This is a genomic window from Afipia sp. 1NLS2 (genome assembly GCF_000178995.1).
GTDB lineage: Bacteria > Pseudomonadota > Alphaproteobacteria > Rhizobiales > Xanthobacteraceae > Afipia.
This window is the reverse complement of the sequence record NZ_ADVZ01000001.1, coordinates 58,552-83,973: the sequence shown is the minus strand read 5'-3', so window position 1 is coordinate 83,973 and position 25,422 is coordinate 58,552. Positions and strand designations below refer to the sequence as shown.

Sequence of the window (25,422 nt, the reverse complement as noted above, 5' to 3'; positions counted from 1 at the left end):
ACCCGCTTCAACCCGCTTTGGCGGCACCCGATGAAGGCAGACCTGACCCCCGGCAAGCCGGATCATCTCGTCTCTGCCGAGCCCGCGAGGCGGGGCGGCAGCATCGCGCTCGTCCTCATCATCGCGGTCGCGGTGGTCGCGGCAGCGGTGGCCTTCATGGTGCTCGGGCGCAGCCATGCACAGCCGTTCATCCTCGGACTGATTTCCCTGCTGGCGATGGTCGGCCTGTTCACGCTGTTTGCCTTCGCCGCCGGGATCGTGCGGTTCGCTGACCGGGGCGCAGAAAACCCGCTCATGAAGCCGATGGCGGATAACGCCTTCGACGGGCTCGCGGTGACCGACGCGCGCGGTCACATCGTTTATTACAACAACGCCTATCTGGCCCTCACGGGCGCCGCGAACGTGCAGGAGGTGCGTCCGGTCGAGCGGGTGTTCATCGGCAACCCCGATGTTTCAGAGGCGGTGTTCCGGCTTTTGAAGGCGGCCAAGGAAGGCAAGCGCCAGCAGGAGGAGGTCCGCGTCACCGATGCCGAGCGCGGCGCGCGCTGGCTACGGATGCGGGTGCAGCCGCTCGGTCACAGCCGCCGTGAATCCCGCTACGCGGTGTGGTCGGTCGCCGACATCACCCGCGACCGCGAGCGGCAGGAGGACGTATTCCAGGAACTTCAGCACGCCATCGAATATCTCGACCATGCGCCGTGCGGGTTCTTCTCGGTGACGCCGGGCGGCGACCTTGCCTATGTCAACGCCACGCTGTCGAACTGGCTCGACTACGATCTGGCGGAAATCGGGTCCGGCGGGTTGAGGCTCACCGACATTCTGTCGGGCGACGGCGCGGCGCTGCTCACCTCGATCACGCCGGAGCCCGGCGAAGTCAAAACGGAAGTGTTCGATGTCGATCTGCGGATGCGCAGCGGCAAGACCATGCCCGCGCGGCTCTACCACAAGCTCGCCTTCGGCGCCGACGGCGTGCCGGGCGCCTCGCGCACGCTGGTCATCAACCGTGCCCGCGACGAGCATGCCGATCCGCAGCGCGCGGCCGAAGTGCGCTTCATGCGCTTCTTCGATCACACGCCGATGGCGATCGCCACGGTGGATCGCGACGGCCAGATCGTTCGCGCCAATGCACGCTTCGCCAAGCTGACGCAGGGCCTGTCGGCGCAGGCGAGCGCCAACAAATCGATCTTCGCTGTGGTGCACGAACGCGACCGTGGCGAGGTCACGGCCATCCTCGGCCGCGCCACCGAAGGGCAGGGCGATATTCCGCCGGTCGAGGCGATGCTCGACGGCGACAAGGACCGCTGGGGCCAGTTCTTCGTCACGTCGGTCGAGCATGACGAGCGCGATGCGGAAGTCGCGATCGTCTACCTGCTGGAGACGACAGAGAAGCGGCAACTGGAGAACCAGTTCGCCCAGTCGCAGAAGATGCAGGCGGTGGGCCAGCTCGCGGGCGGCATCGCCCACGACTTCAACAACGTGCTGTCCGCCATCATGATGGCGAACGATTTCCTGCTGAACGCGCACAAGCCGACCGATCCGTCGTTCCAGGACATCATGCAGATCAAGCAGAACGCCACGCGCGCGGCGACGCTGGTGCGGCAGTTGCTTGCGTTCTCTCGCCGCCAGACGTTGCGCCCGCAGGTGCTCGATCTTGGCGACGCGCTGTCCGATCTCACCATGCTGCTGAAGCGCCTGATCGGCGAGAAGGTGAAGCTCGATGTCGTCCACGGCCGCGATCTGTGGCCGGTGAAGGTGGACGTCTCGCAATTCGAGCAGGTGATCGTCAATCTCGCGGTCAATGCGCGCGACGCGATGCCCGAAGGCGGCAAGCTCGCGGTCAAGACCAGCAATGTTTCGGCGCAGGACGTGGCGCGGCTGCAGGCCAAGGGCATGCCGGCTGCGGATTACGTTCGCATCGAGGTCAGCGACACCGGCACCGGCATGACGGCGGAGATCGTGGACAAGATCTTCGAGCCGTTCTTCTCCACCAAGGAAGTCGGCAAGGGCACCGGCCTTGGCCTTTCGACCGTCTATGGCATCGTCAAGCAGACCGGCGGCTTCATCTATGTGGACTCGACGCCCGGACAGGGCACGATGTTCAGCATCTATCTGCCGCGCCACATCGTCGAGAAGGATGCGGAGCCGCAAGCGCCGGTGGCCGAGGCAGCAGCGGCGAAGGCCAAGCCTGCCGATCTCACCGGGCAGGGCACCATCCTCCTGGTCGAGGACGAGGATGGCCTGCGCTCGCTGAACGCGCGCGGCCTGCGTTCGCGCGGCTACACCGTGATCGAGGCGGAGAATGGGCTGGATGCGCTGGAAGCCCTCGAGGCCGAGGGCGGCACTGTCGATCTCGTCGTTTCCGACGTGGTGATGCCGGAAATGGACGGGCCGACCATGCTGGCGGCGATGCGCAAGACCAACCCGGCGCTGAAGATCATCTTCGTGTCCGGCTATGCCGAGGATGCCTTTGAAAAGAGCCTGCCGGACGGGGAGCAGTTCGCCTTCCTGCCCAAGCCTTTCACGCTGAGTCAGCTTGTCGGCGCGGTCAAAGAGACGATGAACGGCTGACGATTTGACGCTGCAAGGGCCCCCGCCGCGACCGACCGACGCAGGGAATGCACTCGTTCCCATCTTCCCTTTTGTCCCGAATTCACCATTTTGGTGCTACGTCCCCATGGCGGGGATGGAGGATTGTTCATGATCGTCTCGCAGCGCGCTCGCGCCTTGCTCAAGACCCTTGTTGTTATTCTGTCCGTGGCGATGCCGCTGACGTTGACCGTGACCGCCGCGGATGCGCGGGTGGGCGGCGGCTTCAGCTCGGGCTCGCGCGGCAGCCGGACGTTCGCGCCGCCGCCGACGACGCGGACCGCGCCGAACGCGGCTCAGCCGATGCAGCGGACCATCACCCCGAACACGACAGCGCCGGTCAACACGGCGAACCGTGGCGGCTTCTTCAACCGTGGCGGCCTGCTCGGCGGTCTCGCCGCCGGCTTCCTCGGCGCGGGCCTGTTCGGCATGCTGTTCGGCAATGGGTTGTTCGGTGGGCTCGGCGGGCTGTCGTCGATCCTCGGCCTCGTCATCCAGCTCGCGCTGATCTACTTCGTGGTGCGGCTCGCGATGTCGTGGTGGGCGAACCGCAACGCGCCGTCCTATGCCAATAACGCGCCGCCGCCGAATCCGAATGCGGGGCAGAGCTATGCCCGCACCGGCTTCGGTTTCGGGGCGGGCAGCGGCAGCGCGCCGCTTGAGATCACGCCCGCCGATTACGAAGTGTTCGAGCGCCGCCTGAACGAGGTGCAGGAGGCGTGGTCGAACGAGGACATGAACCGCCTGCATGCGATCGCGACCCCCGAGATGGTGTCGTACATGTCGCAGGATCTGGCGTCGAATTCCTCGCGTGGCGTGATCAACAAGGTCACGAACGTCAAGCTGTTGCAGGGCGATCTTGCGGAAGCCTGGCGCGAGGGCTCGACGGACTACGCCACGGTGGCGATGCACTTCTCGCTGGTCGACAAGACGATGGAGCGTTCCAGCGGCCGCATGATTGAGGGCAGCGACACGCCGCAGGAGGTCACCGAAATCTGGACCTTCGTGCGCCGCCCCGGTGCTGACTGGGAATTGTCGGCGATCCAGCAGACCAGCTAAGGATCGCAGCCTGACGAAACCGAAAGACGCCGCGTTCGCGCGGCGTCTTTTTTATTGGCGCGCGCTGGCGAAACAATCCCGGTTCCGTATCGTTGACTGCCAACGGAACGGAGCCCGCAATGAAATACGAACTGTTTTACTGGCCGACCATTCAGGGGCGGGGCGAATATGTGCGGCTCGCGCTGGAGGAGGCGGGCGCGGAATATGTCGATGCCGCCCGCCGCAAGGGTGGCGAAAAGCGGATGATGGCGATGATGAACAACCGGCGGCTCGATCCGCCGCCGTTCGCGCCGCCATTTCTGAAAGCGAACAAGCAGGTCATCGCGCAGGTCGCCAACATCCTGCTTTATCTCGGTACGCGTCACGGCCTTGCGCCGAAGTCCGAGGCGGGGCAGCTGCGCCTGCATCAGTTGCAACTCACGATCACCGATTTCGTGGTCGAGATTCACGACGCCCACCATCCGCTCGGGCCGACGCTCTATTATGAGGACCAGCGGCCACAGGCGGTGAAGCGTTCGGACGAATTCTGGAAATCGCGCGTGCCGAAATTTTTAGGCTACTTCGAGGACATCGCGGCGCGCGGCGGCGGGCCTTATCTCGACGGACGCCGGGTGACTTATGTTGATTTGTCCCTATTTCAGATCGTGGAGGGGCTGCGCTATGCTTTCCCGAAACGCATGAAGCGCTTCGAGCGGAATATTCCGTGCCTTGTCGCGTTGCATGAGCGCGTCGGCGCGCGGCCGAATATCGCCGCCTATCTGCGAAGTGAGCGGCGTATTCCGTTCAACACCGATGGTATTTTCCGTCACTATCCCGCGCTCGACCGATAGCCGGGCGGGAGTGGCTTTACCGGGCGAAGTTGTTTGCTAGGCTGACTTCGAGAGATGAGGAGAAGCGCATGAAGATCACGCATCCCGGAGACGTGCCCTCGCGGCGGCCGCCGGAGGAGTATTTCACCGGCACGGTCTGGATGGACCCGATGATCCAGGCGCCGGCTCCGGCGCGGCTGCAGGTGGCGAAGGTGAGCTTCGAGCCCGGCGCGCGGACGGCGTGGCACACCCATCCGCTTGGGCAGACGCTCTATGTGCTGTCCGGTTGCGGGCTGATCCAGTGCGAGGGCGATCGCATCCGCACCATCAAGCCCGGCGACGTGATCTGGATCCCGCCCGGCGAGAAGCACTGGCATGGCGCTTCGCCGACCAACAGCATGGTGCATCTGGCGATGCAGGAGTTGCAGAACGGGGTCGCCGCCGACTGGCTCGAGAAGGTCACCGACGAGGAATATGCGGGGCGCACCGCATAAACCGATCGTGAACCGGGCGGGGGCTCTGGAACTCTTGCCAAGCGCCCCAATCCTGACTCATTGTGAATGTCAGGTGAATGGATTCGCCCGACACCGCAATGCGTGTTCCAGCACGCGGCCCTCAGGACGGAGACACCATGCGCATCATTACCCCTGTGGTCTATGCCGGACTGCTCGCGGTTTCGATTTACGCCGCGCTGGCCCAGACTTCGCCGATCCAGTACACGCCCCCGGCGCCGGAGGCGCAGGCCCCCACCAAGCTCGCTTACGCCGCGCCGAACGACGGCGCGCAAAAATCCGCCAAGCCTGCGGTTCGCGTCAGCAAGCGAGATGCCTGCCGCCAGAAAATCGCCGCCAGGCATCTCAAGCACCGCGAGGCGCGCGACAAGATGCAATTGTGCGTGGCGGAGGCCCGCGTCGAATGCCTCAAGCAGGCGATCGACCGGCATGTGCATCCGAGCCAGCGCCGCCTGTTCGTGCGAAGCTGCGTGGCATCCTGAGCAAATACAAAGAGTTTGTGATAAGGCCGGGTGATGAGCCCGGCCTTTTTCTTGGCGGCGTGATGAGGTTGCGATGCAGAATCTGAATGTGCCGCTCAATGCGTTATGGGACCACGTCCATTTGCGCGTCAGCGATCCGGATGCCGTGGCTGCATGGTTCGAAGCCATGCTCGGGGCGGAGCCGGTGCGCGCGCCCGGCCGCGTCGATGTCGTTCTCGGCGGCCAGAAAATCTTTCTGCTGAAAGCACCCGGCACCGACATGCCGTCGCCGGCCCATCCGCACCGCGGGCTCGATCATTTCGGTCTCAGGGTGAAGGACGTCGATCAGGTCGCGGAGCATTTGAAGGCGAAGGGCGTTCGCTTCACGGCGGAGGCTCATACCCCGCGCCCCGGCATACGCATCGCATTCATCGAGGGGCCGGAGGGCATCTCGATCGAGATATTGGAACGGGACGAGAAGTATAAATAAAGGCGCTCAGTCGTCGTCGCGTTCCCGCGACACCGTGATGTTGGTGCCGGTCTTCGTACCGATGCAATGGACGTCGAGCTTGCGGTAGCGGGTCTTGATGTCCTTGCCGCGCAACAGGCCGATGCGGCCCAGGCACCGGTTGATGCCGCGCAAGGCGTCTTTTTTCGGAATGGTGAAAACCTGTGCCACGGCACTCGCGACGAATGAGGTGAATTCCGCCGATGGCTTCTTCTGGTTGGTCGCCGCGTAGAAATCGCCCTGCCGGTTGCGGCTAGGGCAACCAAGCGACGCCTGCGTGGCGGCGGGGTGCTGCAGATAGATGATGCCGCCGCGCGTTTTTCCGACCTTGAGGTTGTCGATCTGCTGGGAGAGCGAGCGGGCAAGCTCGTCGCAGGGGTCGGCCATGGCGGGAGACGCTACGCCGGACACGAAAAGGATCGTGGCGGCGGTAGCAAGGTGCAGGCGCGCGGGTACAAGGTCCATGGCGGTATTGAAGCGTGGGAACTGTTGTTCGGCAAGCCGTTCTTCGTCCCGCCCGGTACCGCGACTTTCGGGGTCTTTGCCGGGCAGGGGAAAGCGATTAGAACGCTTCGAAATTATCCTGCCGCCCTGAGAGGCTCCGATGAACGCACCTTTCGCTGCTCCCGCCGTGCCGCCTTACAAGCACACCCCGCTGTTTCCGCTCGGCAAGGACGAGACGCCCTACAGGAAGATTTCCGCCGATGGCGTGCGGGTCGAAACGGTGCTGGGCAGGGAGATGCTGGTGGTCTCGCGCGAGGCGCTCAAGGCGCTGGCGGAAGCTGCCTTCGTCGATATCAACCATTATCTGCGTCCCGGCCACCTCGCGCAGTTGCGGAAAATTCTCGCTGACCCCGAGGCGAGCGACAACGACAGGTTCGTGGCCTTCGACTTTCTGAAGAACGCTAACATCGCGGCCGGCGGCGTGCTGCCGATGTGCCAGGACACCGGCACCGCGATCATCATGGGCAAGAAGGGCAACCGCGTCCTCACCGAGGGCGACGATGAGGCCGCGCTCTCGGAAGGCGCGCGCGATGCGTATCTCAAGCGCAACCTGCGCTACTCGCAACTCGCGCCGATTTCGATGTTCGAGGAAAAGAACACGCGCAACAACATGCCCGCGCAGTGCGAGATTTATGCCGAGGGTGACGACGCCTACAAATTCATGTTCATGGCCAAGGGCGGCGGCTCGGCCAACAAGAGCTTCCTGTTTCAGGGCACGCCGTCGCTTCTGACGCGCGACCGCCTACTGGCGTTCCTGAAAGAAAAGATTCTCACGCTCGGCACCGCGGCGTGTCCGCCCTATCACCTCGCCATCGTCATCGGCGGCACCTCCGCAGAGTTGACGATGAAGACGGTGAAGCTCGCTTCCGCCCGTTATCTCGATGCGCTGCCGACCCAAGGCAGCGAGGATGCACATGCCTTCCGGGATCTCGAGATGGAGCAGGAAATCTGGAAGATGACGCAGTCGATGGGCGTCGGCGCGCAGTTCGGCGGCAAGTATTTCTGCCACGACGTGCGCGTGATCCGGCTGCCGCGCCACGGCGCATCACTTCCCATCGGGCTTGGCGTGTCGTGCGCGGCGGACCGTCAGGTGCTCGGCAAGATCACCAAGGACGGTGTTTATCTCGAGGAGCTTGAGCACAATCCGGCGCAGTATCTGCCGGAGGTCGAAGGTTCGCTCGGCGGCGAGCCGGTGAAGATCGACCTCAACAAGCCGATGAAGGACATTCTGGCGACGCTGTCGCAATATCCGGTGAAGACGCGCCTTGCGCTCACCGGCACCATCATCGTCGCGCGCGACCTCGCTCACGCCAAGCTACGCGAGCGGCTGGAGAAGGGCGAACCGTTGCCGGATTACTTCAAGAACCATCCGATCTATTACGCAGGCCCCGCCAAGACGCCGGAAGGCTATGCGTCGGGTTCGTTCGGTCCCACGACAGCAGGGCGCATGGATTCGTTCGTCGATCAGTTCCAGGCGGCGGGCGGTTCGATGGTGATGCTCGCCAAGGGCAACCGCGCGCCTGTGGTGCGCGATGCGTGCAAGAAATACGGCGGCTTCTATCTCGGTTCGGTCGGCGGTTCGGCTGCGAATCTCGCCGAGCATTGCATCAAGAAGGTCGAGGTCGTGGAATATCCCGAACTCGGCATGGAAGCGATCTGGCGCATCGAGGTTGTCGATTTCCCGGCCTTCATCATCATCGATGACAAGGGCAGCGACTTCTTCAAGGAATTGAATCTGGGCTAGGTGGTCCCGTTGTTAAACGCGAACTGGGCGTCGAAGGCCCGCTGGTAGGCGGGCCGCGCCTCGCCGCGCGCCACATAGGCGGCGAGAGTCCGGTGCTCGTCCAGAATGCCTGATGGTCTCAACCGGAGCAGCACCGACACCATCATCAGATCGCCGGCGCTGAATGCGCCGTCGAGCCAGTCGGCATCGCCCAAACGAGTGGATAGCTGTTTCAGCCGGGTGTGGATGCGGTCCACGACCAGAGTCATGCGCTCCTTGGCCCATGGCTTGTCACCCTCCAGAATTTTGGCGGTGACGAGTTCAAGGATTGGCGGCTCGACCGTGTTGATCGCGGCGAACATCCATGTGATCGCGCGTGCCCGCGCATTGGGATCGTTCGGCAGCAGCCCCGCATGGCGTTCGGCGATGTGGAAGACGATCGATCCTGTCTCGAACAGGGTGAGATCGCCGTCCTGATAGGTCGGAATCTGGCCGAACGGATGCAGCGCGAGATGCGCGGGCTCCTTCATCGCGCGGAACGAAACAGCGCGAACCTCATAAGGCTGTCCGACCTCCTCAAGCGCCCAGCGAACGCGGGTGTCGCGCGCCAGCCCCTTGCCGCCATCCGGCGATTTCTCGAAGGCGGTGATGATGACGGTCATGGTGAAGCTGCTCCCGGCAAAATGTTGGGTTGACGTCATGGCTCCTGTATCGTATTTAACTCATAAGTTAAATAAGAGAATACCCCAATGGACCGGCTTTCCAGCACGTTTGCAGCCCTTGCCGACCCGACGCGGCGCGCCATTCTGGCACGGCTCGCGCTCGGCGAAACCTCGGTCAACGAACTCGCGGAGCCGTTCGACATGAGCCTTCCCGCAGTCTCCAAGCATTTGAAGGTGCTGGAAGGGGCAGGGCTGATTACGCGCGGGCGCAACGCGCAATGGCGGCCGTGCAAGCTCGAAGCCGCGCCGTTGAAAGAGGCGGCGGGCTGGATCGATTTCTATCGCAAGTTCTGGGAGGCGAGCTTCGATCGCCTCGACGCCTATCTGCAGCGCCTGCAGGCGGGCGACGACGATGGCAAGGGATCAAAACCGAAAAAGCCGAAAGCGAAAGGAAAGAGCGATGGCCGCAAGTGAAACGACTGCTCAGGAATTCACCGTCACGCGCACATTCAATGCGCCGCGCGATGCGGTGTGGAAGGCATGGACGGAGCGCGAGGCGCTGGAAGAATGGTGGGGGCCGAAAGGCTGCGCCATCGAAGTCGAGCAACTCGATGTGTCTCCCGGCGGTATATTTCACTATTCGATGGGCATGCCGGACGGCAGCAAATGGTGGGGCATCTTCCATTACGTGGAGGTGGTGAAGCCTCAACGCATCGTGTTCGTCAATTCGTTCTCGAATGAATCGGGCGACATCGTCCGCGCGCCGTTCAGCGACAACTGGCCGAAGGAAATCCGCAACGTCGTAACCTTCCATGAGGAGGGCGGCAAGACGCGGCTCGAATTGCGCGGCCGGCCGATCAATGTCTCCGCGGAAGAGCAGGCGATGTTCGAGAGCATGTTCGGCTCAATGCAGCAGGGCTTCGGCGGCACGTTCGACCAACTCGACGATTATCTTGCGACACAAAAGTGACGCATCGCGTCTGCACAGTGCAATCAATCACAATCGGAGGACACACCCATGAAGATCAATCCCTATTTGTTTTTCAACGGCCAGTGCGAAGAAGCAATCAAATTCTATGCAAAGGTGCTCGGCGGCAAGATCGAGATGATGATGCCCTACAAGGACATGCCGGGCGATGAAAAGGTTCCGGCGGAATTCGCCAATCACATCATGCATGCTCGCCTATCGGTCGGCGATCAGGCCATCATGGCCTCCGATGCCGGGCCGGGCCGCTACAACAAGCCGCAGGGTTTCGACGTCAGTCTGAATGTCGATACGGTGGAGGAGGCCGAGCGGATTTTCAAAGGGCTGTCGGAAGGCGCTCAATCCATCGGCATGCCGCTTGGCGAAACGTTCTGGGCGCAGCGGTTCGGTGCGTTCGTGGACAAGTTCGGCACCAACTGGATGATCAACTGCAGCAAGCCGATGTAATCGCCGCAGACAGAGCCTTTCATGTCCCGACACATGTCAGCATCCGCCAGCCCGTTGCCGCTCGCCGAGCAGGAGCTTGTCGTCTCGCGCATCTTCAAAGCGCCGCGCGAGCTTGTCTGGAAGGCGTGGACCGATCCGTATCACGCCAAGCACTGGTGGGGCCCGCCGATGTGCCCCGCCATCGAGATGTACATGGATCTGCGCGTCGGCGGGAAATGGCGTCACTGCCTTCAGTCGGCGGAGGACGGCTCGCATCTCTGGCAGCACGGCGTGTTCAAGGAGATCGTGCCGCCGGAACGGCTGGTGTTCACCTTCACCTGGGACAACAACAAATACGTTGAATTTCCAAATGCGGACATGATGGTAGCGATCACGTTCGAGGAGCGCAGCGAAGGCACGCTGGTGACATTGCGTCAGATCGGCTTTCATTCGATCGCCGATCGCGACGGCCATGGCGTCGGCTGGACTGGTACCTTCGATCGTTTCGAAGAATACGCCCGGCAGATGTCTGCAAGTGGCGCATAGCGGAGTTCAGTGATGTCGAATCTGTTTCCCTGTCTGTGGTTCAAGTCGGAAGCCGAAGAGGCGCTGCGGTATTACGTTTCCATCATCCGCAATTCGAGCATGGAAAATGTCCATCGCGCGGGTGAGGTAGGACCGTTCTCGAAAGGTGCGGTGATTTCCGTTACCGCCTTGCTCGACGGCCAGCGCGTGCTTGCGCTGAACGGCAATCCGCAATTCCAGTTCAGTCCGGCGACCTCGCTGGTGGCGTTGTGCGATACGCAGGCGGAGATCGACGACTATTGGGACAAGCTCGGCGCGGGCGGCCAGACCATGGCCTGCGGCTGGCTGACGGACAAATACGGTGTCGCGTGGCAAATCGCGCCGCGTATTTTCCCGAAGCTGTGGAGCGGCGATCAGGCCTCCACCGACCGCGTGATGACGGCGATGATGAAGATGGTCAAACTTGACATCGCCGGTCTGCAAAAAGCCTTTGACGGTCAATAAATCGTCATCGCCCTTGGGAATATTTGGGAATAGTGCCGATTTGAGGTAGATGCTGTGCATCGCCCCGCAGAAGCGGGGCCGGTCAGCATCCATCCTTTGTATCAAGCATGTCGTGATTTCCGCCCTGATGGAAACCACCAAGAAAGATTTGTCCGTGTCCGCGCGAAGCTACGCCAGAAACGCCATCGTCCTGGGCCTGTTGTCGGCTGTCGGTCCGTTCGCGATCGACATGTATCTGCCGGCGCTGCCCTCGATTGCGGCCGACCTGAAGGCCTCCACGGCCGCGACGCAGATGACGCTGATGGCGTTCTTCATGGCGTTCGGCGTGTGCCAGCTCATTTACGGGCCTCTGTCGGATGTGGTCGGCCGCAAGCCGCCGCTCTATGCCGGACTGACGCTGTTCATCGTGGGTTCGATCGGCTGCGCATTCGCGCCGAGTGTCGAGTGGCTGATCGCGGCGCGCGTGGTGCAGGGCATCGGCGCTGCGGCGGGGATGGTCATTCCGCGCGCCATCATTCGCGACCTGCACACCGGCAATGAGGCGACGCGGCTGATGTCGCTGGTGATGCTGGTGTTCAGCGTCTCGCCGATTCTGGCGCCGGTGACCGGCAGCGCGCTGATCGTGCCGTTCGGCTGGCGCGCGGTGTTCGTCGCCGTCACCATCGCGGCGGTGCTGGCGTTCGCGCTGATCCTTGTCTTTCTGCCGGAGACGCGGCTGCATCATCAGCGGCTCGAGGCGAACGTGCGTAGCGTGCTGCGCGGGTTCGGCCATTTGCTGGCCGATCCGCGTTTTCTCGGCCTGACCTTCATCGGCGGGTTCGGCATGGCGAGCTTCTTCGCCTTTCTCGCCAGTTCCTCGTTCATCTATATCGGCCATTACGGCCTGACGCCGACGCAATACAGTTTCGGCTTCTCCATCAACGCGTTCGGCTTCATCGGCGCTTCGCAGTTCGCCGCCACGCTCGGCAGGCGGTTCGGCCTGTCGCGGGTGGTGATGACCGCGGCCGCGATCTACACGTTTTTCGCGCTGTTGCTGCTCGGCGTGACGCTGGCCGGGGTGGACAGCCTCGCCGTGCTGATCGCGCTGCTGTTCATGAGCTTCGCCTTCCTCGGCCTCGTCATTCCGACCACCATGGTGCTGACCCTGGAGGAGCATGGTCCGATTGCGGGAATCGCCTCGTCGCTGGCCGGGACGCTGCAGATGGTGGCTGGTGGCGCGGTGATCGCGCTGGCGAGCCTGTTTTTCGATGGCCATCCGCTGCCGATGGTGGCGATCATCGCCGCTTGCGCCTGCTGCGCTTTGTGTCTCAGCTTGGTGACGCTGCGGCGTGACGCTCTTGCGCCGCAGCCTGCAGAATAGGCGCTTTCCCCGGAACCCGTGGACAGCCTCAATAGATTGGGGACGGTCATGCCAATGTCATATGTAATTTCCTGAAAGGCATGACATGCTGGCCGGAATCGCTCTACTAAGCGGCGTACTCTATCCTGTGGTCGGTCATGCCTGTTATCTCGTCGAATAAGCCCTATCGTATCGGACGCTCCAAGACCGGCCTCGGTCTGTTTGCCACCAAGCCGATCAAGAAAGGCACCAAGATCATCCGCTATTTCGGCCCCATGCTGGATTGCCGGAAGAAGGAGGATGACGCGGTCGAGAACAAGTACCTGTTCCAGATCAACAGCCGCTGGACCATCGACGGGTCGGTCCGCAAGAATACTGCCCGCTACATCAACCACGCCTGCCGGCCGAATGCGGAATCCGACGTCAATTCCCGCAAGCGCACGGTCTATATCCGCGCCATCAAGAACATCGCACCAGGCGAGGAGATCAACTACGATTACGGCACCGAGTATTTCAAGGAATACCTCAAGCCGATCGGGTGCAAGTGCGCGGCCTGCGAGAAGAAGCGGGCGAAGCAGCGCGCCGAGGCCCGCGCCGAAAAGGCGAAAGAGAAGCTGAAGGCGCAGAAGAAGGCGGCCAAATCCACGAAGGCCAAGCCAACCAAGACCAAGAACGCCAAGAGCAAGAGTGTGAAGGCCTCCACGACGGCTCGTGCCTCGAGCCGCAGGACGGCGGAATACGCGCGGGCGGCCAGCAGCGGCGCGCGTCCCGGCCCGCAGGCGGAAGGTGCCGTGCGCGCATCTCGCGGCACGGCGTTGCGCAGCGGCGGCGTCACCGCCTGAGGCTTGCTTATTCTCCTCTTGCGCTTATCTCGGGATCATTCCCGCGCGAGAGTTTGTCATGGCTTCTTCCCATCCGCTTCAGATCGATGTCGTCTCCGATGTCGTTTGCCCATGGTGCTACATCGGTAAGCACCGTTTCGAGCGCGCGTTGGCGCTCGTGCAGGATATTCCCGTCGAGGTGAACTGGCGGCCGTTCTTCCTCAATCCGTGGGTGCCCCGCGAAGGCATGTCGCGCGAGGATTATCTCGTCACCAAATTCGGATCAGTCGAGGCCTACAAAGGCATTGCCAGCCGCGTCAAGGAAGCGGCGGCGGAGGAGGGGTTGCAGTACAACTCCGAGCGCATGCAGCGCCAGCCCAATACCATCGACTGCCATCGGCTGATCCATTGGGCGGGCGCCTCTGGCGCGGCGGCGGCCATGAAGCAACGGCTGATGGAGCTTTATTTCCGCGACGGCGGGGATCTCACGAAACTGGATGTGCTGGTGCAGGCTGCGGCCGATATCGGCCTCGATGCCAACGAGATGCGTGAGCGCCTTGGCTCCGATGCCGATATCGATCTCGTCTCGGCACAGGCAACTGAAGCCTCAAACAAAGGCATCAGCGGCGTGCCGACCTATGTTTTCGCACAACAATACGCCGTCTCCGGCGCGCAGCCGCCCGAGCAACTGGCGGCGGCAATCCGTCAACTTGCGACGGAGACAAGCCGCCAAGCCTGAAGGATATCAGGCCTTCAGGTAATAATTTGCGTTCTTGCCCAGCGCGATGCGACGAAGCACACGGCGCATCGTCTCCGATTTGCGCAGCGGCTCGATGATGCTGCGGCTTGTGCGGAATACCGCGAGCTTCACGGCATCCCAGCCCGGATTTTGTCCGGGCGCAGCCTGCGGCAGGCCAAGGCCGCGCAGCATCGAATTGAAAGTGTGAAGGTCGTTCAGGCGGCGGACTTCGGGCGTCTTCCAGGTCACCGCCATCGAGATCGAGTAAGAGTCCGCCGTCCTGACCCAGTGCGGCCACTGGTAGGGCACGTAGCACCCATCGCCGCCGACCAGATGATATTCCACGCCGCGCGACTTGAAGCTGTCGTTATAGGGCACGTTGCGATGCTTGGTTGTACAGTATTCGACCTGTGCGTTGTCGGCGATAGCGCCGTCGCGGTTGTCGAAAATGGCGAAGGTCTTGTCGCCATGGATCTGGACGAAGAAATTATCCTCGCCATCGAGATGGAACGGCGTGGTGGAATTCGGCGAGGACACGAACAGGAAGCCCTCGATCTGCGAGAAGCCGGCCTCGGCGAGGCTGTTGAAGCCGCGGGCGCGGGCGACCGACAGCAGGGTGTCTTCGAGCAGCGCGCGGTATTCCGGCGACTTCTCGATGCGCTTGAGCACCATCCATGCGCCCGCCGTCTCGATGCGGTTGACGACCTCGACCGGATCGAGATTGACCGACTGCACCTTGTCGGGGTCCTGGCTGATATTGGCGGCGCCGGAATTGTATTCGATCAGGTCGCGCGGAAGATCCGAGGCGAGCTTGGCGATGCGCGGCAGCGTCAGCAGCGGATGCCCGGCCAGCATGTGACGGATCGCGAACGGCTTCAGCGGGAAGTCGCGGTTCAGTGAATCGTTCGATGCCATGATCACGGGAGCGACATGAGAGGCGGCGTTCATGAGCGTTTTTCCTTTATGCGTCGAATGAGATGCACGGCCTTGCGCGCAGGCACCATCGCGGCGCGGCGCAGCGCCAGTGCGCCGCGGATCAGCGGCACGAACGGATCGTTGCGGTGGAGCGGAATCAGGATGTCACCGACGGCGAGGCGTTCGCGCCAGATCGGATCGATCATGGAGTGGTTGGCGTCGGCGGTGGAGTCGACAGAAGCAATCGCGGGATCGGCGCACATCTGCCGGGTCAGTTCGAGCGTCATCTGCACGCCCGGTGAGTATTTGGCGAAGCGCTCATTGACGCCGAGCTTGAAATAGATCGCGCGGTCGAGGTGGCGCAGGACGACCGCCGCCGCCACCGGGGTGTTGCCGGCATACAGCGAGATGACCTGACCATGCCCGCGCGCCGCCATGTCGCGCACGGCACGGCGGATGAAGGCGAGGTGTCCTTCGTTCTGCAGCAGCGCGGTGCCGCGCTTGCCCTTCCAGCCGCTGGCTTCGAGCTTGAGGAAGACCTCCAGCGCGGGAATGACCTCGTCGGAGGTGGAGGCGATGCGATACGTCACCTCGCCGGATTCGCCGAGCCGGTTGCGCTGGCGTCGCAGCTCCTTCAGCTTCTTGGAGCCGAGCGCCTCGTGCAGCAATTCGTCGGCGTCGAGCGTCGCGTCGAGCAGCGCGCGCTTGTGGGCTTTCAGAACGATCGGGCGCAGGCCGCTCCAGCCGAGCACGCGGGTGAAGGCCTGCATCACCCCGCCCTCAATCGGTGTATCGCGCAGGATCAAGGCACGGGCACCGTTCTCGCGGGCCTGCTGCATCAATCCGCTGACGGCTTCATCGGCCTTGTCGCGGTCGATCAGGATGGTGCCGAGCGGCGGAAAGGCATCCGCTGTTACAAAAGCGGGCAGCGGCAACTGGTAGGCGCGCAGCGCGGAGACCGTAGGCATCAGGCCGATCAGTTCGCCATTGTCAGCATGGCAACTCAGCGCCCTGGCATTGGTGCGGCCTGGGGAAAAGGCGTTCACCGCCAATTCCCATTCGGGCAGGTAGCAGGCGTTCGGTTCGGCGGCGCGTTCGGCAAGAGACCGCCACGCGGGAAGGGAAATGCCGGTCAGGGAAATTGCGCGGACGCCATGACGTGGCTGCGCAGCGGCGTTCGCCGAATCCGGCGAGCGGGCCTGGCCTGCAACAGAGGCGGCATGCATGGTGTCGGTCACGTCCGAAGTCCCCAGCCGCCTCGCACGGCAATACGGTGCGCGGACGGTGGGTGGAACCTAGCGGGGAGATTTCAAGATAGGCTTGGAGCAATGCTCCAAATTCGAGCCCTCGGTTTAGCCGCTTTTTAACCACGAATAGGCGGATGGTGCGGGAAACCGTTATCCTGCAAGGGCTTGATGCAGGTCGAGATCGGCTTGGACCGCCGCTGCCGATTTTGCTATAAGCCGCTCCGGATTGGAGAGTTTGTCCATGAAAAGACAGGGTTATTTCGCGGCCTGTCTGGCCGCCGCACTGATCGCTTTGCCGGGCGGGGCCGCAATGGCGCAGGGAATGCCGATGCCGGGCTTCCAACTCGGCGGCGGCAACCAGATGTCGCCAGAGGAAAAGGCGCGGCAGGATAAGCTTGAGAAAGCGGCCCGCGATGCCCAGTCCAAGATTCCGGATCAAAAGGCGAGCAACGATCCCTGGGCGAACGTGCGTTCAGCCGAAACGTCCGCGCCAAAGAGCGGTCATAAAGCCAAGAGCTCAAGCAAGAGCGCCGCGAAGGCTGCGCACTAGCGCTCAGCTTTTTTAATTTTCATTCTGTTCGATGCGGCGTCAGCGTCCGATCGGAGGACGCAAGTCGGAAGCATTCAGCCAGCCTTCGATATGCGCCGACATTTCGAGCAGTTCTGCACGCTCCAGGATTTTGTCGCGGTCGCGCCCTTCGGGAGCGGCGTCCGCTTCCGCGCGTGCCTGCGCGACAAGAGTCTTCCAGTTTAATGGAGCGATGGAGATACGGTCGTTCATGCGAGCGTCTCCGTAAAACGTCTAACGACAGACGGGAGCTCAACGGTCTCTCAGTCACCGCGAATTGCCTGGAGGCTAAGCGGTGATGTCAAGAGTATGAGCGTCGTGCTTTCAAAACGCGAGTCCTAAAAACATCAGTCACGCAAAACATCTGGAATCCGTTCTCACGATTTCGGGATAATGGCTGGCATCCCAGCGTAAAGCGTGCGGCTGCGACAACAGCGCACAGATTCGGCGGAACCTTCAGCTTGATTCAACATTGATGTGTTTGCACATGATTATTTTTACGCGAGGCGTGAAGCCATGCGATACTTTTTCAAAATCGCCGTTGTGGCATTTGCTCTCCTAGCAGCCTTGTCCGGAACGACCGACGCGCGTCCGCGTGGCGGAGGCGGAGGACATGGCGGCGGCGTTCATATGGGCGGCGGCCGCGGTGGCGGCGCGCATTTTGGCGGCGGCCATATCGGTGGTGGACGAGCTTTCCACGGAGGCGGCGCCCGTTTCAGCGGCGGGGCCCGTCATTTCGGCGGAGCGCATGTTGGAGGCGCACGCCATTTTGGCGGTGTGCGCCAATTCCATGGAAACCGTCATGTCGGGGCTTCCCGTTCGTTCGCAAGGCCAAGCGGGACGCGCAATGCCGGCCGCGCCGTCAACCGCAGGCCCCGGAATGCGGCGCGCACGGCATCGCAGCGCACCGGGATCGCTGCGACGAACCGTGCGGCACGAGTGAATTCGCCCCGGGCGGCTGCGGTGCGTCAGGGATTGCGTTCGCGTTCGGTCAATGGCGCGCTGCGTAATCGCAACGCGCTGCGCAGTCCGGTCGCGCGCACGGCGCTGGTCGCAGCCGCGGCGACGGCCGGCTGGCAGGGGCATCGTCACGGCTGGTGGCGCCATGGCCATGGCGGCTATGGCTGGGTCGGACCGCTGTTCTGGCCGTTCGCTTATTACGACCTCTATGACTACGGTCTGTGGGGCTATGATTACGGTCCGGCCTTCTGGGATTACGGCTATGGCGACATCTATGCCGGGCTGTTCTCACCCTACGGCTACGATTCGCTGAGCGGTTATTTGCCGTCACGTCGAAGCGCACCTTCCGCTGGCTCCGGCAGTCAGGCCGCGCAGACGCCACCGTCCGACGAGGACCAGTTGGCCCAGATGTGCGGAGCCGACAGTGGCGACATCGCCGGTCTGCCGATCGACAAGATCCAGCAGGCAATCTCGCCGGATGACGCGCAGCGCGCGGCGCTCGATGAGCTTGGCAATGCGTCCGTGAAGGCGGCGCAGACCATCCGTGAGGCCTGTCCGACGACGCTTCCGCTCACCGCGCCCGCAAGGCTTGCGGCGATGGAGCGGCGGATCGAGGCGATGAAGTCGGCGATTGGTATCATCCAGCCAGCGATGGAGAAGTTCTACGGCCTGCTCAATGACGACCAGAAGGCGAGGCTTGTTGCGATGTCGCCGCGCGAGAAGCAGGGCGGCAAGGGGACGACTTCGTCCGATGGAAGCTGTGGCATCACCTCGCTCTCGGATGCGGTGGCCTGGCCGACCGATGAGATCAACAAGCGCCTGCAACCCAGTGACGCGCAGAAGGTGAAGCTGACCGCACTGCAGGATGCGACCTTCAAGGCCGCGGATTCGCTGAAAGCGACCTGCCGCCCGTCCACCGCGCTGACCCCGCCCGCTCGGCTTGCGGCGGCGAGCGAGCGCCTCGATGCGCTGCTCGGCGCGGTGAAATCGGTGCATGCAGCGCTGGACGACTTCTACGGCACGCTGAGCGACGAGCAGAAGGCACAGTTCGAAGCCATTGGCCCGGATCGCTCCGGCAGCCAGCAGGCCAGTAACGAGGATGCGGAGGATCAGCCCGCGCAGCGCAGGTCGCGCGGGCGGCGCCACCACCGCCATGGCATCCACGGGGTGGAAAGTGTGCTGAGGCACATCATCACCATCGTCCGTTAAAGGGAATGGTGATAAACTAGGGAGCGTTGCAAGACAGAAATCGTATCCAGTGGAGGCGGCTTATGCATCTTCACTTCAAGGGCGGTTTTGATGCAGTCGATCTGCAGCTTCTGGCCATCGTTGCGGTCATGGTTGCGCTCGGAGGCGCAATCTATCTGTTCGGTGACATCTACGAGATAGGAGCGCAGGCGGGGCGTGTGGCCCGCGCGGTTCCGCCATTTTAGCAAGGCCGGCCAGCCCTTCCGGGTGGCAGCTCATTATATCGCATCACAACATCAGGATGATTTGGGTTCGGGAAAGCTTGCCCCGGGGGCACTTTATTCGCGGAAACTGGTAAAATCGCCCGGTTTCATTTACGGGGCCTTGAGGGTTCGCCGGTACGGTGCCTCCCCATGAAAACCTTGAAACGCTTCTTCCTGGATCAGTCCGGCGCGACCTCGATCGAGTATGCCATCATCGCTGCGGGGCTTTCGATCGTTATCCTCGTGGCGGTCAATGGGATTGGCTCGGCGCTGAACGGCAAGTACGAGATGATCCGCGCCGCCGTACAGTAACGAAGCCGCCGCGCTTGCCTCGGCGGATTGCAGCCGCTAACCTTCTTGAACCATGATGGGGATGGAGTTCCCCCGATAACCGCCGCAAGGCTGATGACTCCTACCAGGCGCTTTCGCGTCGGTAGGAGCGATTTCTCCCAGCGATGCGCCCAGGAAAGGGTGCATGACAATGGCTGGGTCGCCTCGTGAGAGATCTTCTCGTTCAAGACTTCCTCATTCTCTTGCCATCGCACTTTGGATCACAGGCTCGATCTGGGCCGTGACGGTTGCTGCGTATCTGCTCGATGCGGATACGGAGTTGATCGTGCCGTTGATGATGCTCGGCCTGCTGACAGGCATGGCTGAATGGATGATGATAGGACGAGACAAGTGAACTGGATTTTTATTCTGGCAGTGGCGCTCGGTGGAGCATTGGGTTCGGTGACGCGCTATCTGGTCGGCATCGGCGCGGGCAGGCTGTTTGGCACGGATTTTCCTTGGGGGACGCTCATCATCAACATCACCGGCTCGTTCGTGATTGGGCTCTTTGCGAGCCTGTTCGCGATGCGATGGAATCTGCCGCAGGCGGTGCGGATCTTTCTCATCGTTGGCTTTTGCGGCGGCTACACTACGTTCTCGACCTTCTCGCTTGATTCTTTTTATCTGATCGAGCGCGGTGAATTCGCCGCGACCGCCGCCTACATGGTGGCTTCGGCGCTGCTGTCACTCGGCGCTCTGATCGGTGCGATGCATCTGGTGCGGACGATGGCGTGAGCAGAGGATGGAGGATTGGGGTGGTCTTAAGCAGGGTTGGCTCGCAACTCTGCTGACGATCGTCGCAGGACGATGAAGGCCCCCTGCAATGCAAGCATGGCCATGATCGACGCCACAATCACATCCGGCCAGCCCGTTCCGGTGCCGAACACACCGGCGGCGGCTGCAAGAACTGCAAGATTTCCTAGTACGTCATTTCGTGTGCATATCCACGCCGAGCGCATGTTGGCGTCGCCATCGCGATAGGCCCAGAGCAATGCGAACGAGGCTACGTTGGCGAGCAGCGCGGTGAAGCCAACCACGCCCATGGTGTAGGCGTTGGGAAGCGTTCCCTGAACAACATGCCAGATGAGGGTTGCGATCACCCATAGCCCGAATATGGCCATGGTCGCGCCCTTGGCCGTGGCGGCGAGCGCGCGATAGCGGAGAGCCATGCCGACGACGATCAGGCTGATCGCGTAGTTTGCCGTATCGCCGAGAAAGTCGAGGGCGTCTGCTTGGAGCGATGCAGAACCGGCAGCGAGTCCGGCGATGACCTCAACGGCGAACATCGCCCCATTGATTGCCAGAACAGCCCACAGGGCTTTGCGGTATCCCGGATTTCCTTGGTGAGGATCGGGAGCACAGCAATGATCTGAACTACAACATCCGCTCATGAGATAAGTATAAGGATCATCATTCGAAATTGAACCTCGGCTGCGGTTGTTGCGCCATCAGGTTTTGTAAAATTTGGGCCGCTCGCTGCAAGAACATATTGCGAACAAGGAACAAATAGGGTACATTTATTCAATCGGACGTTTTCAGCGATTCCGGTCCGCCGCTTCAGGGAAGCCCGTTTGTCCGGCCGGCGAATCCCGTACATAAGGAGTGACCCCTATGGCCCCAGCCGCCCTGCGTATCGTTGAAGGAACGTCGATGGACAAGACCAAGGCCCTCACGGCCGCCCTGTCGCAGATCGAACGCCAGTTCGGTAAAGGCTCGGTGATGCGGCTCGGCAAGGCCGACCGCTCCATGGACATCGAGGTGATCTCCTCGGGCTCCCTCGGGCTCGACATCGCGCTCGGCGTCGGCGGGCTGCCGAAGGGCCGGGTGGTCGAGATTTACGGTCCTGAATCCTCCGGCAAGACCACGCTGGCGCTGCATACGGTGGCCGAGGCCCAGAAGAAGGGCGGCACCTGTGCCTTCATCGACGCCGAACATGCACTGGACCCGGTCTATGCCCGCAAGCTCGGCGTCAATGTCGATGAACTGCTGATTTCCCAGCCCGACCATGGCGAACAGGCGCTTGAGATCGCCGATACGCTGGTGCGCTCCGGCGCGGTGGACGTGCTGATCGTCGATTCGGTCGCAGCTCTTGTGCCGCGCGCCGAACTCGAGGGTGAGATGGGCGACGCGCTGCCGGGTTTGCAGGCGCGCTTGATGAGCCAGGCGCTGCGCAAGCTGACGGCTTCGATCAACAAGTCCCACACCATGGTGATCTTCATCAACCAGATCCGCATGAAGATCGGGGTGATGTACGGCTCGCCGGAAACCACGACGGGCGGCAATGCCCTGAAATTCTATGCCTCCGTCCGCCTCGACATTCGCCGCATCGGCGCGATCAAGGAGCGCGACGAGGTGATCGGCAACTCCACCCGCGTCAAGGTGGTGAAGAACAAGCTTGCGCCGCCGTTCAAGCAGGTCGAATTCGACATCATGTACGGCGAGGGTGTCTCCAAGATGGGCGAGATCCTCGATCTTGGCGTCAAGGCCGGCATCGTCGAGAAGTCCGGCGCCTGGTTTTCCTATGACAGCCAGCGCCTCGGTCAGGGCCGCGAGAATTCCAAGGCGTTTCTGCGCGACAACCCGGACATGACCGCCAAGATCGAAGCCGCGATCCGGCAGAATTCCGGCCTGATCGCCGAGCAGATTCTAGCCGGCAAGCCGGAGAGCGATGACGACGAGGAAGCGGAGGACTGATCGTCCTTCTCGTGCGGGATCACGCTTGGCGCGCCTCGCATGAACAGACAAATTCCGGGGCTTGGGAACTGCTCAGGTCCGGGCGATGCGGGCAAGACGGGAATCCTTGCCCGGACACCATCGTCCTTTGGAAGGCAAAGCGGGCGCTGCGGATGTTGAGTTGCCGACATCCTCAGGGCCCGTTTTGTTTTGGAAACCGGTTACTCCGCCGCCTGCGCGTAATTGCTGATCGGCGGGCAGGAGCAGACAAGGTTACGATCGCCATAGACGTTATCGACGCGGCCGACCGGCGACCAGTATTTGTCCTGCTGCGGGCTGCCGTCGGGGAAGCAGCCTTGCACGCGTGAGTAAGGCCGCTGCCAGTTGTCGTCGGCGATGTCGTGAACGGTGTGCGGCGCGTAGCGCAGCGGCGAGGCATCGATCGGAAACTTGCCGTCTTCCACCTCGGCGATCTCGCGGCGGATCGCAATCATCGCCTCGCAGAATCGATCCAGCTCCGCCTTCGATTCGGATTCGGTCGGTTCGATCATCAGTGTGCCGGGGACCGGAAAGCTCATGGTCGGCGCATGGAAGCCGTAATCGATCAGCCGCTTGGCGATGTCATCGACGGTGACGCCGCACGCGGCTTTCAGCGGGCGAGGATCGATGATGCATTCGTGCGCGACGCGGTCGTTGTGGTTGCGATACAGCACCGGGAAATGCGCATCCAGGCGCTTTGCTATGTAGTTGGCGTTGAGGATCGCCACTTCGGTGGCTCGGCGCAGCCCGTCCGCACCCATCATCAGGATGTACAGATAGGAAATGGTGAGGATCGAGGCCGAGCCGTAGGGCGCGGCGCTGACCGCGCCTGTCTCAAGACTGACCGGCGGCAGGAACGGCGCGAGATGCTTCTTCACGCCGATGGGCCCCATGCCGGGGCCGCCGCCGCCATGCGGAATGCAGAAGGTCTTGTGCAGGTTGAGATGGCTCACGTCGGCGCCGTAATCGCCGGGGCGGGCGAGGCCGACCTGGGCGTTGAGGTTGGCGCCATCGAGATAGACCTGCCCGCCATGGGCATGGACGATATCGCAGATCTCGCGGATCGCTTCCTCGAACACGCCATGCGTCGAGGGATATGTGATCATGATCGCGGCGAGCGTGTCGGCATGCGCCTCCGCCTTCTTGCGCAAATCGGCGACATCAACATTGCCGTGCGTGTCGCAGGCCACAACCACCACCTTCATACCCGCCATGCTGGCCGACGCCGGGTTGGTGCCGTGCGCGGACGCGGGAATCAGGCAGACATCGCGCTGTGGCTCATTGCGCGAGACATGATAGGCGCGGATCGCGAGCAGGCCCGCATATTCGCCTTGGGCGCCGGAGTTCGGCTGTAGAGACACCGCGTCATAGCCGGTGATTTCCGCAAGCCACGTCTCCAGCCGTGCGAACAGTGCATGATAGCCGGCGGCCTGTTCTTTCGGGGCAAAGGGATGGACGTTGCCGAATTCGGACCACGTCAGCGGAATCATCTCTGTGGTCGCGTTCAGCTTCATGGTGCAGGAGCCGAGCGGGATCATCGCGCGGTCGAGCGCGAGGTCGCGGTCGGACAGCTTGCGCATGTAGCGCAGCAGTTCCGTTTCCGAGCGATAGGCATGGAACACCGGATGGGTGAGGAACGGGGCGGTGCGCAAGAGCGCGGAGGGAAGTGCGTCATGCGTCTCACGCTCGACCTGTGCGTAGTCGAGCGCGCCGCCGAACGCGCGCCACACCGCCTCGACGATCGCAGGCGTCGTGGTTTCATCCAGCGCGATGCCGATTTCGTTCTTTCCGATCCTCAGATTGAGCCGCTCGGCTTTTGCGAGGGATAGAATCTCGGCCCGCTGGGCGCCTTCCGCCTTTACCGTTACGGTGTCGAAGAAGGTGTCGCTGGCTAGCGTGAAGCCAAGCTGCCGCAGTCCGCCGGCGAGTGTCGCCGCGCGGCGATGCACGGTCCGCGCGATGTCGATAAGGCCTTCGGGGCCGTGATAGACCGCATACATCGAGGAGATGATCGCGAGCAGCACCTGCGCGGTGCAGATGTTGGAGGTCGCCTTCTCGCGGCGGATGTGCTGCTCGCGCGTCTGCAATGCGAGGCGATAGGCGGGCTGCCCGCGCGAATCCACCGACAGCCCGACGAGGCGGCCGGGCAGGGCGCGCTTGAGCGCATCCTTCGCCGCCATGTAGGCGGCATGCGGGCCGCCATAGCCCATCGGCACGCCGAAACGCTGGGTCGAGCCGATTGCAATATCGGCGCCGAGTTCGCCGGGCGAGGCGAGCAACGTCAGCGCCAGAATATCGGCGGCGACGATGGCGATGCCGCCCTTGGCATGCAGCGCCGCAATGGCGGGGCGGAGATCGCGGATTGCGCCGTCCATGCCGGGATACTGCAACAGCGCGCCAAACACGTCCGCGCCCTCGAGGTCATGCGCGGGATCGCCGACGATGAGCGTCCAGCCGAGCGGCTCGGCGCGCGTGCGCAGCACCGCGAGCGTTTGCGGGAGCACGTTGTGGTCAACGAAGAACGCGCGATTCTTTGTGGTGCTCGAGCGTTCGGCCAGCGCCATCGCTTCGGCTGCCGCGGTTGCCTCATCGAGCAGCGAAGCATTGGCGACATCAAGCCCCGTGAGGTCGCAGATCATGGTCTGGAAATTGAACAATGCCTCCAGCCGGCCCTGGCTGATTTCCGGCTGATACGGCGTGTAAGCAGTATACCAGGCCGGATTTTCCAGAATGTTGCGCAGGATCACCGTGGGCAGTTGCGTGCCGTAATAACCTTGTCCGATCAGCGAGGTGAAAACCCGGTTCTGCCCCGCGAGTTCGCGCATGTGCGCGAGCGCGTCGGCTTCGCTCAGGGCAGGCGGAAGATCGAGCGGACGGTTGAGCCGGATATTGGCTGGCAATGTCTCATCCATCAGTGCGTCGAGGCTCGATGCGCCAATCGTCTTCAGCATCGCATCGATGTCACGCGGCGAAGGGCCGATATGGCGCCGGGCGAAGGTGGTGGCGGGCTCGTTGGATGGGCGATGCATCGTCATGGGATATCCTCGAAGGAAATCTGTCTGGTCTCGTCATGCAG

30 protein-coding genes and 1 riboswitch are annotated in these 25,422 nt (G+C 62.6%); of the genes, 22 read left to right on the top strand and 8 right to left on the bottom strand.

From position 1 onward, the window contains the following. Positions 1-30 precede the first annotated feature (30 nt). From cckA to AFIDRAFT_RS00425, 6 genes are all read left to right on the top strand, one after another. Positions 31-2,568: a cell cycle histidine kinase CckA gene (gene cckA, locus AFIDRAFT_RS00450; RefSeq protein ID WP_009336952.1), complete on the top strand. Its 2,538-nt coding sequence runs from the start codon at positions 31-33 to the stop codon at positions 2,566-2,568. Between the two features lie 129 nt (positions 2,569-2,697). Further along, entirely contained in the window at positions 2,698-3,645 is a 948-nt protein-coding gene (locus AFIDRAFT_RS00445) for a Tim44 domain-containing protein (RefSeq protein ID WP_009336951.1), read from the top strand. A gap of 119 nt (positions 3,646-3,764) precedes the next feature. Further along, on the top strand, positions 3,765-4,475 hold the full coding sequence (locus AFIDRAFT_RS00440) for a glutathione S-transferase (RefSeq protein WP_009336950.1): 711 nt from the start codon (positions 3,765-3,767) through the stop codon (positions 4,473-4,475). A 68-nt stretch (positions 4,476-4,543) separates the two neighbouring features. Further along, positions 4,544-4,948, top strand: coding sequence for a (R)-mandelonitrile lyase (locus AFIDRAFT_RS00435; protein ID WP_009336949.1), 405 nt, complete (start codon positions 4,544-4,546; stop codon positions 4,946-4,948). Between the two features lie 137 nt (positions 4,949-5,085). Continuing rightward, positions 5,086-5,448 (top strand): hypothetical protein, encoded by a 363-nt coding sequence (locus AFIDRAFT_RS00430; RefSeq protein ID WP_009336948.1) that lies wholly within the window; start codon positions 5,086-5,088, stop codon positions 5,446-5,448. A gap of 73 nt (positions 5,449-5,521) precedes the next feature. Next, a complete protein-coding gene (locus AFIDRAFT_RS00425) occupies positions 5,522-5,917 on the top strand; it encodes a VOC family protein (RefSeq protein WP_009336947.1) in 396 nt (131 codons plus the stop codon). Between the two features lie 6 nt (positions 5,918-5,923). On the opposite strand, the gene AFIDRAFT_RS00420 is transcribed toward AFIDRAFT_RS00425, so the two are convergent. Further along, entirely contained in the window at positions 5,924-6,400 is a 477-nt protein-coding gene (locus AFIDRAFT_RS00420; RefSeq protein ID WP_009336946.1) for a hypothetical protein, read from the bottom strand. 139 nt (positions 6,401-6,539) lie between these two features. On the opposite strand from AFIDRAFT_RS00420, the gene AFIDRAFT_RS00415 reads away from it, so the two are divergent. Beyond that, on the top strand, positions 6,540-8,183 hold the full coding sequence (locus tag AFIDRAFT_RS00415; RefSeq protein ID WP_009336945.1) for a fumarate hydratase: 1,644 nt from the start codon (positions 6,540-6,542) through the stop codon (positions 8,181-8,183). Here the strand turns inward: AFIDRAFT_RS00415 and AFIDRAFT_RS00410 are convergent. Then, complete coding sequence (locus AFIDRAFT_RS00410; RefSeq protein WP_009336944.1) at positions 8,180-8,824, bottom strand: glutathione S-transferase family protein; 645 nt, start codon at positions 8,822-8,824, stop codon at positions 8,180-8,182. The two genes, AFIDRAFT_RS00415 and AFIDRAFT_RS00410, sit on opposite strands and share 4 nt — an antisense overlap. An 87-nt stretch (positions 8,825-8,911) precedes the next feature. On the opposite strand from AFIDRAFT_RS00410, the gene AFIDRAFT_RS00405 reads away from it, so the two are divergent. The 8 genes from AFIDRAFT_RS00405 (at position 8,912) to AFIDRAFT_RS00370 (ending at position 14,163) form a co-directional block, all read left to right on the top strand. Then, a complete protein-coding gene (locus AFIDRAFT_RS00405) occupies positions 8,912-9,298 on the top strand; it encodes an ArsR/SmtB family transcription factor (RefSeq protein ID WP_009336943.1) in 387 nt (128 codons plus the stop codon). Beyond that, positions 9,285-9,794 (top strand): SRPBCC family protein, encoded by a 510-nt coding sequence (locus tag AFIDRAFT_RS00400; RefSeq protein WP_009336942.1) that lies wholly within the window; start codon positions 9,285-9,287, stop codon positions 9,792-9,794. Before AFIDRAFT_RS00405 ends, AFIDRAFT_RS00400 begins: the two co-directional genes overlap by 14 nt. 48 nt (positions 9,795-9,842) lie before the next feature. Beyond that, complete coding sequence (locus tag AFIDRAFT_RS00395) at positions 9,843-10,256, top strand: VOC family protein (protein ID WP_009336941.1); 414 nt, start codon at positions 9,843-9,845, stop codon at positions 10,254-10,256. 21 nt (positions 10,257-10,277) lie between these two features. After that, positions 10,278-10,781 carry an SRPBCC family protein gene (locus AFIDRAFT_RS00390; RefSeq protein ID WP_009336940.1) on the top strand — a complete coding sequence of 168 codons (504 nt, stop codon included), beginning with the start codon at positions 10,278-10,280 and terminating at the stop codon, positions 10,779-10,781. 12 nt (positions 10,782-10,793) lie between these two features. Continuing rightward, positions 10,794-11,264 carry a VOC family protein gene (locus tag AFIDRAFT_RS00385; protein WP_009336939.1) on the top strand — a complete coding sequence of 157 codons (471 nt, stop codon included), beginning with the start codon at positions 10,794-10,796 and terminating at the stop codon, positions 11,262-11,264. Between the two features lie 127 nt (positions 11,265-11,391). After that, entirely contained in the window at positions 11,392-12,624 is a 1,233-nt protein-coding gene (locus AFIDRAFT_RS00380; protein WP_040297941.1) for a multidrug effflux MFS transporter, read from the top strand. 137 nt (positions 12,625-12,761) lie between these two features. Further along, positions 12,762-13,445, top strand: coding sequence for an SET domain-containing protein (locus AFIDRAFT_RS00375; protein ID WP_009336937.1), 684 nt, complete (start codon positions 12,762-12,764; stop codon positions 13,443-13,445). A 58-nt stretch (positions 13,446-13,503) separates the two neighbouring features. Then, positions 13,504-14,163 carry a DsbA family oxidoreductase gene (locus AFIDRAFT_RS00370; protein WP_009336936.1) on the top strand — a complete coding sequence of 220 codons (660 nt, stop codon included), beginning with the start codon at positions 13,504-13,506 and terminating at the stop codon, positions 14,161-14,163. A 6-nt stretch (positions 14,164-14,169) separates the two neighbouring features. On the opposite strand, the gene AFIDRAFT_RS00365 is transcribed toward AFIDRAFT_RS00370, so the two are convergent. Both AFIDRAFT_RS00365 and AFIDRAFT_RS00360 read right to left on the bottom strand, forming a co-directional pair. Then, positions 14,170-15,111: a JmjC domain-containing protein gene (locus AFIDRAFT_RS00365; protein ID WP_009336935.1), complete on the bottom strand. Its 942-nt coding sequence runs from the start codon at positions 15,109-15,111 to the stop codon at positions 14,170-14,172. Further along, positions 15,108-16,316: a GNAT family N-acetyltransferase gene (locus AFIDRAFT_RS00360; RefSeq protein WP_040297669.1), complete on the bottom strand. Its 1,209-nt coding sequence runs from the start codon at positions 16,314-16,316 to the stop codon at positions 15,108-15,110. The genes AFIDRAFT_RS00365 and AFIDRAFT_RS00360 overlap by 4 nt, the downstream gene beginning before the upstream one ends. 250 nt (positions 16,317-16,566) lie before the next feature. On the opposite strand from AFIDRAFT_RS00360, the gene AFIDRAFT_RS00355 reads away from it, so the two are divergent. Then, positions 16,567-16,875: a hypothetical protein gene (locus AFIDRAFT_RS00355; RefSeq protein WP_009336933.1), complete on the top strand. Its 309-nt coding sequence runs from the start codon at positions 16,567-16,569 to the stop codon at positions 16,873-16,875. Positions 16,876-16,914: 39 nt separating this feature from the next. On the opposite strand, the gene AFIDRAFT_RS00350 is transcribed toward AFIDRAFT_RS00355, so the two are convergent. After that, complete coding sequence (locus AFIDRAFT_RS00350; protein WP_009336932.1) at positions 16,915-17,106, bottom strand: hypothetical protein; 192 nt, start codon at positions 17,104-17,106, stop codon at positions 16,915-16,917. 345 nt (positions 17,107-17,451) lie between these two features. Continuing rightward, on the bottom strand, positions 17,452-17,697 hold the full coding sequence (locus AFIDRAFT_RS20395) for a hypothetical protein (RefSeq protein WP_349509546.1): 246 nt from the start codon (positions 17,695-17,697) through the stop codon (positions 17,452-17,454). 135 nt (positions 17,698-17,832) lie between these two features. Here AFIDRAFT_RS20395 and AFIDRAFT_RS00345 point away from each other — a divergent pair, with 135 nt between their 5' ends. The 5 genes from AFIDRAFT_RS00345 (at position 17,833) to crcB (ending at position 20,369) form a co-directional block, all read left to right on the top strand. Next, on the top strand, positions 17,833-19,062 hold the full coding sequence (locus AFIDRAFT_RS00345; RefSeq protein WP_349509545.1) for a Spy/CpxP family protein refolding chaperone: 1,230 nt from the start codon (positions 17,833-17,835) through the stop codon (positions 19,060-19,062). A gap of 62 nt (positions 19,063-19,124) precedes the next feature. Next, the gene (locus AFIDRAFT_RS19920; protein WP_009336930.1) at positions 19,125-19,286 is read left to right on the top strand and encodes a hypothetical protein; all 162 of its coding nucleotides are present in this window, start codon (positions 19,125-19,127) and stop codon (positions 19,284-19,286) included. A gap of 168 nt (positions 19,287-19,454) precedes the next feature. Then, positions 19,455-19,616 (top strand): Flp family type IVb pilin, encoded by a 162-nt coding sequence (locus tag AFIDRAFT_RS00340; protein ID WP_009336929.1) that lies wholly within the window; start codon positions 19,455-19,457, stop codon positions 19,614-19,616. A gap of 48 nt (positions 19,617-19,664) precedes the next feature. After that, positions 19,665-19,726: riboswitch (Fluoride riboswitch) on the top strand. A gap of 53 nt (positions 19,727-19,779) precedes the next feature. Next, positions 19,780-19,989, top strand: coding sequence for a hypothetical protein (locus AFIDRAFT_RS00335; RefSeq protein ID WP_009336928.1), 210 nt, complete (start codon positions 19,780-19,782; stop codon positions 19,987-19,989). Then, positions 19,986-20,369 (top strand): fluoride efflux transporter CrcB, encoded by a 384-nt coding sequence (crcB, locus tag AFIDRAFT_RS00330; RefSeq protein ID WP_009336927.1) that lies wholly within the window; start codon positions 19,986-19,988, stop codon positions 20,367-20,369. The genes AFIDRAFT_RS00335 and crcB overlap by 4 nt, the downstream gene beginning before the upstream one ends. A gap of 26 nt (positions 20,370-20,395) precedes the next feature. Here crcB and AFIDRAFT_RS00325 read toward each other — a convergent pair whose 3' ends face one another. Next, positions 20,396-21,025 carry a cation efflux transmembrane domain-containing protein gene (locus AFIDRAFT_RS00325; protein WP_083801604.1) on the bottom strand — a complete coding sequence of 210 codons (630 nt, stop codon included), beginning with the start codon at positions 21,023-21,025 and terminating at the stop codon, positions 20,396-20,398. Positions 21,026-21,245: 220 nt separating this feature from the next. On the opposite strand from AFIDRAFT_RS00325, the gene recA reads away from it, so the two are divergent. Continuing rightward, a complete protein-coding gene (gene recA, locus AFIDRAFT_RS00320; RefSeq protein WP_009336925.1) occupies positions 21,246-22,328 on the top strand; it encodes a recombinase RecA in 1,083 nt (360 codons plus the stop codon). A 200-nt stretch (positions 22,329-22,528) separates the two neighbouring features. Here recA and gcvP read toward each other — a convergent pair whose 3' ends face one another. Next, positions 22,529-25,381 (bottom strand): aminomethyl-transferring glycine dehydrogenase, encoded by a 2,853-nt coding sequence (gcvP, locus tag AFIDRAFT_RS00315; protein ID WP_009336924.1) that lies wholly within the window; start codon positions 25,379-25,381, stop codon positions 22,529-22,531. Positions 25,382-25,422: the final 41 nt, after the last annotated feature.